8 protein-coding genes are annotated in these 12149 nt (G+C 71.8%); 4 read left to right on the plus strand and 4 right to left on the minus strand.

Going from position 1 to position 12149, the window contains the following annotated elements; all coding sequences use genetic code 11:
- The first annotated feature begins 416 nt into the window (after nt 1-416).
- Genes V5O40_RS13915 through valS form a run of 3 tightly spaced genes read left to right on the plus strand, consistent with a single transcriptional unit; the run spans nt 417 to nt 6764 of the window.
- Nucleotides 417-2267: an ABC transporter ATP-binding protein gene (locus tag V5O40_RS13915; protein WP_332905813.1), complete on the plus strand. Its 1851-nt coding sequence runs from the start codon at nt 417-419 to the stop codon at nt 2265-2267.
- Nucleotides 2264-4141, plus strand: coding sequence for an ABC transporter ATP-binding protein (locus V5O40_RS13920; RefSeq protein ID WP_332905814.1), 1878 nt, complete (start codon nt 2264-2266; stop codon nt 4139-4141). The genes V5O40_RS13915 and V5O40_RS13920 overlap by 4 nt, the downstream gene beginning before the upstream one ends.
- Nucleotides 4142-4199: 58 nt before the next feature.
- Nucleotides 4200-6764, plus strand: a complete 2565-nt coding sequence (valS, locus tag V5O40_RS13925) for a valine--tRNA ligase (RefSeq protein ID WP_332905815.1) — start codon at nt 4200-4202, stop codon at nt 6762-6764.
- A gap of 122 nt (nt 6765-6886) precedes the next feature.
- Here the strand turns inward: valS and V5O40_RS13930 are convergent, their stop codons facing one another.
- From V5O40_RS13930 to V5O40_RS13945, 4 genes are read right to left on the minus strand one after another with little or no spacing between them, the layout of a single operon-like run.
- Nucleotides 6887-7597 (minus strand): ABC transporter permease, encoded by a 711-nt coding sequence (locus V5O40_RS13930; protein WP_332905816.1) that lies wholly within the window; start codon nt 7595-7597, stop codon nt 6887-6889.
- Nucleotides 7597-8541, minus strand: a complete 945-nt coding sequence (locus V5O40_RS13935; protein ID WP_408631874.1) for an ABC transporter ATP-binding protein — start codon at nt 8539-8541, stop codon at nt 7597-7599. Before V5O40_RS13935 ends, V5O40_RS13930 begins: the two co-directional genes overlap by 1 nt.
- A 2-nt stretch (nt 8542-8543) precedes the next feature.
- Nucleotides 8544-9425, minus strand: coding sequence for an ABC transporter permease (locus V5O40_RS13940; protein WP_269738209.1), 882 nt, complete (start codon nt 9423-9425; stop codon nt 8544-8546).
- Nucleotides 9418-10332 carry an ABC transporter ATP-binding protein gene (locus V5O40_RS13945; protein WP_281564658.1) on the minus strand — a complete coding sequence of 305 codons (915 nt, stop codon included), beginning with the start codon at nt 10330-10332 and terminating at the stop codon, nt 9418-9420. Before V5O40_RS13945 ends, V5O40_RS13940 begins: the two co-directional genes overlap by 8 nt.
- Before the next feature lie 220 nt (nt 10333-10552).
- On the opposite strand from V5O40_RS13945, the gene V5O40_RS13950 reads away from it, so the two are divergent.
- Nucleotides 10553-12148 (plus strand): glycosyltransferase family 2 protein, encoded by a 1596-nt coding sequence (locus V5O40_RS13950; protein ID WP_332905818.1) that lies wholly within the window; start codon nt 10553-10555, stop codon nt 12146-12148.
- Nucleotide 12149: the final 1 nt, after the last annotated feature.

Here is a 12149-nt window from a genome sequence, read left to right on the forward strand (position 1 = left end):
CGTGGCACCGCCAACGCCTCTTGCCAACGCGCAGAAAGCCCAGCACTCACCCACTGTGACTGTCGCGCTGAGTGATAGCCACCACGAGATCGCCGCCAGGTCACCGTGTCCCCTCCACACGCTTTGCTCTGCTTCAACCCACGCAATAGTCGACGACCAGCGCCGCGGCAGAGCGGCGGTCCGATCGCCGCCACGCGACACAGCACGGAGAGTAACCGTTGCGTGGGTTGAAGCAGAGCAAAGGAGCCCGATGGCACTTGGTGGACGAGGGCGGCAGCAACGCATTGTCACGGCCCTGACGAGCTGACAGGCCCGACAGGGGTGACGTGCCAACGGAACTGACGCACCGGCGAACTGGGCGTCTCTGACAACAAGCCGACAGGAGCGTCGCTGCCAGATACGGCTACCGTCGGGTAGTGGCTGCGGGGAGCGGCGGCGGCCCGGCCGACCGGGGCGAGATCCGTCGACATCCCCTGCGCAACCTCTGGCGGCTGCGCCGCTACCTGCGTCCGCACGCGGTCGAGTTCGGTTGGCTGCTGCTGGCCGGGCTGGCCGCCACGGCCGCCGGGATCGCCGTACCTTTGGTCGCGCAGAAGGTGGTCGACGGGCCGGTGGCCCGCCGTGACCTGACCGGCCTGTTCCTGCTGGCCGGGCTGGCCCTGCTGCTCGGCCTGGCGGAGGCCCTGCTGATCTTCATCCGTCGGTGGGTGCAGTCGTCGTCCTCGGTGGCGATGGAGGCGGCCATCCGCACCGACGTCTACGCCCACCTGCAACGGCTGTCGGCCAGTTTCCACGACCGGTGGCCGTCCGGGCAGTTGCTCTCCCGGATCACCAGCGACCTGTCGGTGCTGCGCCGGTTCCTCTCCTTCGGCCTGTTCTTCCTCGTGCTCAACCTGGTCACCTACCTGGTCGTGGTGGTGCTCCTGATCCGGTTGCACCCCGCGCTGGGCCTGCTGGTGGCGGCCAGCGCGGTGCCGCTGTTCCTGATCGCCCGCCGGTTCGGCCGGCACTACCACGTCGCCTCCCGCCGGATGCAGGACCAGCAGGGCGACGTGGCCACGCTCGTCGAGGAGACCGCGCAGGGCCTGCGCACGATGAAGGCGTACGGGCGCGGGCCGCAGCTGGCCGAGCGGTTCGCCGTCGGCACCAAGGCGTTGCACGACACCGGGGTCGGCAAGGGCCGGCTGCTCGCCCGCACCTCCGCGCTGCTCGACCTGGTGCCGAACCTGACCCTGGGCACGGTCCTGGTGGCCGGTGCCGCGGCGGTCGCCGGCGGACGACTCACCATCGGTCAGCTCGTCGCCTTCGTCAGCCTCCAGCTCATGCTGATCTGGCCGGTGCAGTCGCTGGGCTGGATCATCGCCAACGGGCAGGAGGCGGCCACCGCCGCCGACCGGATCCAGGAGGTGCTGGACACCCGGCCGGCCATCGTCGACCCCCCGATCGCCGTCGCCCTGGCCCGCTCGACGGTCCGCGGCCGGCTCCGCTTCGAGGCAGTGACCTTCCGCTATCCGGGCAGCGCCGCCCCGGTGCTGCGCGGCCTCGACCTGACCGTCGAGCCCGGCGAGACCATGGCCGTGGTCGGTGCCACCGGCAGCGGCAAGAGCACCCTGTTGTCCCTGGTGCCCCGGCTTCACGAGGTGAGCGCCGGCCGCATCACCCTCGACGGGCACGACCTGCGCGAACTGCGGCTGGACTCGCTGCGCGGCCTGGTCGGGGTCGCCTTCGAGGAGCCGACACTGTTCTCCATGTCGGTGTGGGAGAACCTCACCCTGGGTCGACCCGACGCCGACGAGGACGAGGTCCGGGCCGCCCTGGCACTGGCTCAGGCCGAGTTCGCCCACGACCTGCCGTGGGGGCTGCGTACCCGGCTCGGAGAGCAGGGCCTGTCGCTCTCCGGCGGCCAGCGGCAACGACTCGCCCTGGCCCGCGCGGTGCTGATCCGACCGGCTGTGCTCGTGCTCGACGATCCGCTCTCCGCGCTCGACGTGCACACCGAGGCGCTGGTGGAGTCGGCGCTCAGGCGGGTGCTGCGCGACACCACCGCGCTGCTGGTGGTGCACCGCCCCTCCACCATCGCCCTGGCCGACCGGGTCGCACTGCTGGAACACGGCCGGATCACCGCCGTCGGCACCCACACCGAACTGCTCGACAGCGTGCCCACCTACCGCGGGCTGCTCTCCGCCGAGCCGGCCGCGACGTCGATCACCGGGACACCCACCTCGGCCGATCCGGCACCCGGCATCTCTCCCCTGGTGCTCTCGTGACCGCCGCGTCAGCCGTGCCGGAGCCACCGCCCGAGGCGGACCCGGCCCACTGGCGCGGGGTGGCACCGGATCCGCACGCCGACCGCAGCCTCGCCGAGGACACCGACCCGGCGGCGGTGGCGCGGCTGCGGGCCCGCAGCCGCGCACTGCTGGCGGACGTGCTGCGCCCGCACCGGGCCCGGCTGGGCACGGCGGTCGCACTGCTGTTGACCCAGAACGCGGCGGCCATGTCCGGGCCGTACCTGGTCATGCTCGGCATCGACCGGGCGATCGAGCCGCTGCGGGCCGGCGAGCCCGGCCCGCTGATCACCGTGGCCGTCTCGTTCGCCGCCGCCGCCGGCATCGAGTACGCGGCCCGGCGCGGCTTCCTCGCCATCTCCGCCCGCATCGGCCAGGCCGTCCTGCTCGACCTGCGCCGCCGGGTGTACGCGCACTTCCTGCACCTGCCGGTGGCGTTCCACGAGCGGTACACGTCAGGGCGGATGATCTCGCGCCTGACCAGTGACATCGACTCGATAGCCGAGCTGGTGGACGGGGGTGTGGAGAGCCTGGTGATGGCCGCCCTGACGATCGTCTCGGTGGCCGGCATCCTGCTCTGGCTGGACCTGCCCCTGGCGTCGGTGACCCTGCTCGCGTTCCCGCTGCTGTTCTGGCTGTCCCGCTGGTTCGCTCGGGCCTCGGCCTCCGCGTACCGGCGTACCCGGGAGGCGATGGCCCTCGTCATCGTCCACTTCGTCGAGTCGATGCGCGGTATCCGGGCGGTGCAGGCGTACCGCCGCCAGGCCCGCAACCAGCACATCTTCGACGCGGTGAGCGACGACTACCGGCAATCCAGCCGGCACGCCTTCCACCTGATCGCGACCTACTCGCCGGGCATCAAGCTGATCGGCAACGTCACCGTCGCGGTGGTGCTCTGCTATGGCGGCGCCCGGGTGCTGGGCGGCGAGACCGGGGTCGGTGTGCTCGCCGCCTTCCTGCTCTACCTGCGTCGGTTCTTCGAGCCGATGCAGGAGCTGAGCCAGTTCTACAACTCGCTGCAGTCGGCGACGGCGGCGCTGGAGAAGCTCGCCGGGGTGCTCGACGAGCGGCCCTCGGTCGCCGAACCGACCCGACCCGTGCCGCTGCCCGACGGCCCCACCCGTGGCGCGGTCCGCTTCCACGCGGTGTCGTTCGGGTACCGCCCGGAGTCGCCGATCCTCACCGGGCTGGACCTCACCGTCCCCGCCGGGCAGACCGTGGCCCTGATCGGGCCGACCGGCGCCGGCAAGTCCACGGTGGCCAAGCTGCTCGCCCGGTTCCACGACCCGGACACCGGCACCGTCACGCTCGGCGGTGTGGATCTGCGTGAGGTGGCCGACGCGGACCTGCGCCGGGCGATGGTGCTGGTCACCCAGGAGACCCACCTGTACGACGGCACCATCGCGGACAACATCCGGTTCGGTCGTCCGGACGCCGACGACGACGCCGTCGAGGCCGCCGCCCGGGCGATCGGCGCGCACGACTTCATCTCGGCGCTGCCCGACGGGTACGCCACCGAGGTGCACCGGCGCGGTGGCCGACTCTCCGCCGGGCAGCGGCAGTTGGTCGCCTTCGCCCGGGCGTTCCTGGCCGACCCGGCGGTGTTGATCCTCGACGAGGCCACCTCGTCGCTTGACGTGCCGACCGAACGTCTGGTGCAGCGCGCGCTCGGCAGCATCCTGCGGGACCGGACCGCGCTGGTGATCGCGCACCGGCTCTCCACGGTGGAGACCGCCGACCGGGTGCTGGTCCTCGACCGGGGCCGGATCGTCGAGGACGGGCCGCCGGCCGAGCTGATCGCGGGTGGGGGCCGGTACGCCGACCTGCACCGCCAGTGGCGTGACTCACTGCTCTGACCCGTTCGTGATCAGGTAATGGCGTGCCCGCCACGGTCGCGGTGCCTACGATCGGCGAATGACTGATACGGCGAGGACGGCCCGCACCGGCGTCCCCGAGCGTCCGACTCTGGACGGGCTCGAGGAGACCTGGTCGCGCCGCTGGCAGGAGGAGGGCACGTACGCGTTCGACCGCACCAGGCAGCGGTCGGACGTATACGCGATCGACACCCCGCCGCCGACCGTATCGGGCGAGCTGCACATGGGGCACGTCTTCTCGTACACGCACACCGACCTGATCGCCCGGTTCCAACGGATGCGCGGCCGGACGGTCTTCTACCCGATCGGCTGGGACGACAACGGGCTGCCCACCGAACGCCGGGTGCAGAACGTGTACGGGGTGCGCTGTTACCCGTCGCTGCCGTACGACCCGGACTGGGCACCGCCGAGTGAGCCGGTCGACGACGCCGCCCGGAAGAACCCGACCCCGATCTCCCGGCGTAACTTCATCGAGCTGTGCGAGCGGCTGACCGTCGCCGACGAGCAGGTCTTCGAGGCGCTGTGGCGGCGGCTCGGCCTGTCGGTGGACTGGTCGCTGATGTACACCACGATCGGACCGGTGGCCCGGGCCACCTCCCAGCGGGCGTTCCTGCGCAACCTGTCCCGGGGCGAGGCCTACCAGGCCGAGGCGCCGACGCTGTGGGACGTCGGTTTCGCCACCGCCGTGGCGCAGGCCGAACTGGAGGACCGGGAACGCCCCGGCGCGTACCACCGGTTGCGCTTCCACGCGCCCGGCGGGCGGGAGGTGCTGATCGACACCACCCGGCCGGAGCTGTTGCCGGCCTGCGTCGCGCTGGTCTGCCACCCCGACGACGAGCGGTACGCGGACCTGGTCGGCACGACCGTGCGTACCCCGGTTTTCGGGGTGGAGGTGCCGGTGCGCGCGCACCCGCTGGCGGACCCGGCCAAGGGCACCGGCATCGCGATGGTCTGCACCTTCGGCGACCTGACCGACGTGACCTGGTGGCGGGACCTGGACCTGGACACCCGGGTGGTGATCGGCCGGGACGGCCGGCTGGCGCCGGAGCCACCGGCCGGGGTGCCCCCGCGGCCGTACGCGGCGCTGGCCGGGCAGCCGGTCAACGGTGCCCGACGGACCATCGTCGAGCAGCTGACCGAGGCGGATGACCTGGTCGGCGAGCCGCGCCCGATCAGTCACCCGGTGAAGTTCTACGAGCGGGGCGACCGGCCACTGGAGATCGTCTCGACCCGGCAGTGGTACCTGCGCAACGGCGGCCGCGACACCGACCTGCGGGAGGAACTGCTGGCCCGCGGCCGGGAGCTGCGTTGGGTGCCGGCGCACATGCGGCACCGCTACGAGCACTGGGTGGGCGGCTTGACCGGCGACTGGCTGGTAAGCCGGCAACGCTACTTCGGGGTGCCGGTGCCGGTGTGGTACCGGCTCGACGACGCTGGCGAACCGGACTGGACACAGCCTCTCACGCCGGCGGAGTCCGCGCTGCCGATCGACCCGTCCGAGGATACCCCGCCCGGGTACGACGAGTCGCAGCGCGGGGTGCCGGGCGGCTTCGTCGGCGACCCGGACGTGCTGGACACCTGGGCCACCTCGTCGCTGACCCCGCAGATCGTCGGCGGCTGGGAACGGGACCCGGACCTGTACCGGCGGGTCTTCCCGATGGACCTGCGCCCGCAGGGGCACGACATCATCCGCACCTGGCTGTTCGCCACCGTGGTCCGGTCGCATCTGGAGCACGGCGAGCTGCCCTGGCGGACGGCGGAGTTGTCCGGCTGGATCCTCGACCCGGACCGCAAGAAGATGTCGAAGTCCAAGGGGAACGTGGTCACCCCGATGGCGCTGCTGGAACAGCACGGCTCGGACGCGGTGCGGTACTGGTCGGCCAGTGGTAAGCCCGGCACCGACCTGGCCTACGACCCGGCCCAGATCCGGATCGGCCGGCGGTTGGCCACCAAGCTGCTCAACGCGTCGAAGTTCGCGCTCGGCCTGGGCGCGGCCGACGCGCTGCGCGCCCCGGCGACCGAACCACTCGACCGGGCCATGCTCGCCGAACTGTCCGAGGTGGTGGCGACCGCGACGACGGCGTTCGAGGGGTACGACCACACGGCCGCGCTCCAGGCCACCGAGTCGTTCTTCTGGCGGTTCTGCGACGACTACATCGAGTTGGTGAAGGAACGCGCCTACGGCAGCGGGGCCGGGGCGGACTCGGCCCGGGCGGCGCTGGCCACCGCGCTGTCGGTGCAGTTGCGGCTGTTCGCGCCGGTGCTGCCGTACGCGACCGAGGAGGTCTGGTCGTGGTGGCGGTACGGTTCGGTGCACCGCGCGCCGTGGCCGACCACGTACGAGGTGGGCCGGGCGATCCAGGGTGACGGTGACCCGCACCTGCTCCGGCTCGCCGCCGACGCGCTGGGGCAGGTCCGCCGGGCCAAGTCGGAACGGAAGTTGTCGATGAAGGCGGAGGTGCCGCTGGCCGAGGCGCTCGGCCCGGCCGCCCTGCTCGACCAGCTCACGCTGGTCATCGACGACCTGCGCGCCGCCGGCCGGATCGGCAAGCTCGACCTGCTCCCGGACCGCACCCCCGAACTGGTCATCGCCTGCGCCTTCTGACCCCGCCCTGACCCGCACGCCGCTGGCACCCGAGCAACATCGGGGAAGGTGCTGCCCCGACGGCGCGGGAGGCAGCACTTCCTCCGAAAGTGCTGCCTCCCCGCGCCCGCCCCGAAAGTGGGTCAGCTGGTTTCGCCGGCTACCGAGAAGGAGCGTAGGCGGTCGATGGAGAGGAAGGTGGCGGCGACGATGATGAGTACGGTCATCACCGCCGCCACCGGCACGGAGACCGTGGTGGCGAGCAGGTCGGTCGGGGCGAGCCGGTCGGCCAGGGCGATCACGTAGTGCTGGATCGACAGCACCCGGGTGCCGGTGACCACGTTGCTGAGCAGCCCCTCCCAGATCAGCACGTAGACCAGACCGAGCAGCACCGGTCGCCGGGTGAGCAGGCTGGCCGCCACGAACAGCGCCGTGTAGGCCAGCGCACCGACCGACGCGGCGGCGGCGAGCGCCACGCCGAGGCGTACCGAATCGGCCAGCAGGCCCGCCGCGAACAGCGGGACCGCGACGGTGACCGCGGTGACCCCGGCCGCGACGGCCAGCTTCGGCAGTACGATCTGCGAGCGCGGCAGTGGCGTGGTGAGCACGTGCACCACCGTGCCGTCGTCGATCTCGGCGCCGAGCACGCCGGTGCCGACGATCAGGGCGACCACCGGCAGCACCACGGCCAACCCGAGGCCGACCAGCACCGGCGGACCCCAGTCCGTGGGTTCGACCCCGAGCCCCCGGGAGAGCACGGCGAGCCCCACCAGGAGCACCGGAAGCGGAAGCAGCAGCAGGAACCGACGACGCCCGAACAGGCCGCGCACGGTGATCCAGGAGACAGTGGACATCAGGCCTCCACCAGGTAGGAGAAGACGCTCTCCAGGGACTCGTCCTCGGGTACCAGTTGCTGGACCCGGATGCCCCGGGTCAACGCGACCTTCGGCAGCATCCGGGTGAAGGCGCCGTAGTCACCGGCGCGTACGGTCAGGCCGTCGCGCCCCAACTCGACCCCGCTCACCGACGTCTCGGCCATCAACGCGACGGCCAGCGCCCGGTCGTCGGTGGACCGGATGGCGAAGACGTGCGGCCGGTTGGTCATCAGCCGCCGGATGGTCCGGAAGTCGCCGGAGGCGGCGAGCCGGCCGGCGACCATCACCTGGACCGTGCCGGAGACCTGCTCGACCTCCTCCAGGATGTGTGAGCTGAACAGGATCGTCCGACCCGCGTCGCCGAGGGAGTGCAGCAGTTCCATCATGTGCAACCGCTGGCGCGGGTCCATGCCGTTGAACGGCTCGTCCAGCAGCAGCACCTGCGGGTCGTGCACCAGCGCCGCCGCCACCCGGGTGCGCTGCCGCATGCCCTTGGAGTAGGTGCCGATGCGGCGGTCCTGGGCGTCGGCCATCTCCACCAGGTCGATGGCGCGGCGGGCCGCAGCCTGCGGATCCGGCAGCTTGTGCAGCTTCGCGGTGGCCAGCACGAACTCGTACGCGGTGAGGAAGCTGTGCACCGCCTCCCGCTCGCTGACCAGACCGAGTCGCCGGTAGACCTCCGGGTTGCGCCAGGTGGGCCGCCCGTCCAGGGTCACCGCGCCCCGGGACGGGGTGAGGAAGCCGGCCATCATGTGCAGCAGGGTGGTCTTGCCCGCCCCGTTGGGGCCGAGCAGCCCGGTCACCCCGGGCCCGAGGCTCATGCTCACGTTGTTCACCGCGACCACGTTGCCGTACCAGCGGGATACGCCGGCCAGGTCGAGGGTGCTGCTGGTGGTGGCCGCCGGTGCGGCGGTGTTCGTCATGGTCATCGTGCGGCCACCTTCTTGTAGCGGGCCAGCAGCAGGGCGACGCAGCCCGCCACGAGCGCGACGGCGGCCAGCGCGTACACCGGGCCGAACGGTCCGAGGTCGAGGTCGGCGGTGTTGGCCTCGGTGACCAGCAGGTCGCGCATCGTCCAGAGGCCGACGCCCTGCACCAGGGTGGGCGGCGAGGCGATGCCGGCGAGCTGGTTCGCCGTCTGCGAGGGCAGGACCGTCAGGATGCCGACGATCGGCGTGGTCATCAGGAACACGGCCACGATCCCGCCGGCGGCGAAGGCCCGCTTGCCGGTCAGCGAGGCGATCAGCAGACCGACCGAGGAGAAGACCACCGCCCACAGCCCGGCGTAGAGCAGCCCGGGCAGCAGGTCCAGCAGTTCGTCCCAGACCGCGCCCATGCCGTCGGCGGTGAAGGCACCGCCGAGGAACATCAGCAGTTGCGGCGCGCCGAGCAGCAGGAACAGTGCGGTGGCGAGCGCGAGCAGCTTGGCCAGCGGGTAGTCGGCGTGCGGCAGGGGCCGGGAGAAGTACAGCGGCAGCACCCCGCTACGCATGTCCCGGGAGACCAGTTCGGGCGCGGCCACCGCGACGAAGAAGATGACGAGCCAGCTCATCGCGTCGGCGAACTGGGCGTACGTCATGATCACTTCGCCGATCTGGCTGCGGATCGCGGTCACCGCGGCGGCCACCAGCAGCACGATGCCGACCACCAGCCAGGGGAAGATCTTGGCCTTGGCGCTGCGACCCAGCCCGAAGGCGGTCCGCACCCCGTGCAGGTACAGCGCCCCGAAGACGTGACGGCGACCGAGCCGGGGACCGGTGTAGCGCTGGTAGCCGATGTCGTGGATGACCCCGGTCGGCTCAGACATGGCTGTTCTCCCTCCGGGCGAAGAGTTCGGCCACCCGGTGCCGGCGCTGGTCCAGCCGGTGCAACGGCAGGTCCAGCTCGGCCACCGCACCGAGGATCAGGTCGTAGGTGCCCTGGTCGGCCAGCGGCACCAGCAGCAGCCTGCCTTCCCGGCCGACCGGCAGGTCGAGCGCGGCCAGCCGGGTGGCCAGCGCCTCGGTGCCCTCGCTGACCTCGACCGCGAGCACGTCGGTGGCCGAGGTCATGGCGGCGATGTGGTCGGCCCGCAGCAGCCGCCCGCCCTCGATGGCGACCAGGGTGTCGCAGATCCGCTCGACCTCGCCGAGCAGGTGCGAGCAGACAAGTACGGAGATGCCGAACTCGGTGCCGATCCGCTGTACCAGCGCGAGCATCGCGTCCCGCCCGGCCGGGTCGAGGCCGTTGGTGGGCTCGTCCAGCAGCAGCAGGTCGGGATCGTGCACCAGCGCCTGAGCCAGCTTGACCCGCTGCTTCATGCCGGTGGAGTAGCCGCCCACCGGCCGGTGGCGCTCCTCGTGCAGACCCACGTGGCGCAGCGCCTCGGAGGCCCGTTCCCGGGCGACGGTGCGCGGTAGCCCGCTGATCCGCCCCAGGTGGGTGACCAGTTCGGCGGCGGAGAGATCGGGCGGCAGGCAGTCGTGCTCGGGCATGTAGCCGACCCGGGCCCGCACCGCCGCCGTGTCGGCGGTCGGGTCCAGGCCCAGCACCTGGATCCGGCCGCGGGTGGGAGTGAGCAGGCCGAGCAGCAGCTTGATCAGGGTCGACTTGCCGGCGCCGTTGGCGCCGACCAGACCGACGATCCCTGGTTCCACCGCGACCGTCAGATCGGACAGTGCGGTGACCCCGCCGCCGTAGACCTTCGTCAACGACTCGGTTGCGATCAGTGTCACGTCGCCAGCCTAGAGGTGTCGGACAATGCGCCGCGCTCCGGAAGCAACCCCCGTTTCCCCTGATACCGGCCCACTGCCACCCCTAGGGAGATCGACCACGTCACGTGCCGGGCTCGACATGATCGGCGGACATCCTGTCCCGCCGCGACGGGTGGTCTGTTACACAATGGACCCCCGCCGTCCGCCCGGCGCGGCGGCCATACCGGGTGACGGGAGGACCATGACCGCTGGGGTGCTCAGGGTGAGCGTGGTGGTGCCGACGTACAACCCGGGCGAATGTCTGGACCGGCTCGTCGCGTCGTTGCTGCGTCAGTCACTGCCGACGAGCGAGTTCGAAGTGATCTTCGTCGACGACGGTTCCACCGACGCCACCCCGGCTCGACTGGACGCGCTGGCCGCCGCCCACCCGCACTTCCACGTGCTGCACGCCGAGCACTCCGGCTGGCCCTCACGCCCCCGCAACCTGGGTGTGGCGCGCGCCAAGGGTGAGTACGTCCAGTTCGTCGACGATGACGACTGGCTCGCCGACGAGGCCCTGGCCCGGTTGTCCGGGTACGCGGCGGAGAACGGGGCGGACATCGCCATCGGCAGGATCGCCGGCCACGGTCGTTCGGTGCCGCGGGAACTGTTCCGGGTCAACCGGCCCGATGCCAGGCTTGTCGACGCGCCGCTGATGGCGAGCCTGACCTGTCACAAGATGTTCCGCCGGGCGTTCCTGTCCCAGCACGAGCTGCGGTTCCCGGAGGAGGGCCGGAAACGGCTGGAGGATCATCACCTGGTCACCCGGGCCTACCTGCTCTCCCGTCGCACCTGCGTGCTGGCCGACTACACCTGCTACCACCACTCCCGGCGGCCGGGCGGCGACAACCTCACCGCCGTCCGGATGGAACCGGAGGATTACTTCCGGAGCCTGCGCGAGGTCCTCGACATCGTCGAGGCACACACCGAGCCGGGTCCGCTGCGTGACCGGCTGCACCAGCGCTGGCTGCGGATCGAGATGCTCCGCCGGCTGCGTGGCAGCCGGCTGCGCAACGCGCCCCGTGACTGGGTCGACCAGGTGGCGGCGGAGGCGCGGCGGACCATCCGGGAACGCTTCGCGCCGGGGGTGGCCGCCGGGCTGCCGGCGTTGGAGCGAACCATCGCCGGCCTGGTCGAACGGGGCCGGGTCGAGGATCTGTTCCACATCGCCGAGTGGGAGACCGGCGTCGAGGCGAAGGTCCGACTCAAGACGTACGAGCTGACGGGACACACGCTCGACGTCACCGTCTCCGGTCGGCTCCGCAGCGGCGACCGACCCGTCTCGTACGACCGCACCCCGGACGGTCGGGAGCTGCTGGACCTGCCGGTCGAGGAGGTGCCCGCGGACCTGCTCGACTGCTCGGACGAGCTGCTGGCGGCCACCGACGAGCTGCGCCGACCCCGGCTCGACGTGGTCGCCCGACGGGTCGTCGACGGCGACGAGTTCTACCTGCCGGTGAGTTTCGACGTGGATCGCGTACCGCATCGCTGGGGCGGGCTACGCCTGATGTGGCGGGGGCGGGCGAGCATCGACTTCCGTACCCTCGACGGCGGCCGCACCCAGGGCGACTGGATCCTCAAGGCGCGGCTCACCGGTTCCGGGTGCGAGGTCGACGCGACGTTGCCGCTGGCCGTGTCGTGTGCCGCCGACGGTGCCCGACCGGTGGTGCTCGACACGCGGCAGCCGCCGCCCCGCCCGGCTCCCCCGCCGGTCAGGACCGGCCCGTGGCAGCGGCTGAAGCGGGCCGTTCGCCGCCGTCTCTCCCGCGGTACCGGGCGATCGGTTCGCAGTTCGTAAG

Origin of the sequence: Micromonospora palythoicola (assembly GCF_036689795.1) — a bacterium.
GTDB classification, from domain to species: domain Bacteria; phylum Actinomycetota; class Actinomycetes; order Mycobacteriales; family Micromonosporaceae; genus Micromonospora; species Micromonospora palythoicola.

Excerpts from the sequence above, each read along its gene's own strand:
- valS (WP_332905815.1), top strand. The coding sequence starts at position 4,200 with ATGACTGATACGGCGAGGACGGCCCGCACCGGCGTCCCCGAGCGTCCG.
- V5O40_RS13930 (WP_332905816.1), bottom strand. The coding sequence starts at position 7,597 with ATGTCCACTGTCTCCTGGATCACCGTGCGCGGCCTGTTCGGGCGTCGT.
- V5O40_RS13935 (WP_408631874.1), bottom strand. The coding sequence starts at position 8,541 with ATGACGAACACCGCCGCACCGGCGGCCACCACCAGCAGCACCCTCGAC.
- V5O40_RS13940 (WP_269738209.1), bottom strand. The coding sequence starts at position 9,425 with ATGTCTGAGCCGACCGGGGTCATCCACGACATCGGCTACCAGCGCTAC.
- V5O40_RS13950 (WP_332905818.1), top strand. The coding sequence starts at position 10,553 with ATGACCGCTGGGGTGCTCAGGGTGAGCGTGGTGGTGCCGACGTACAAC.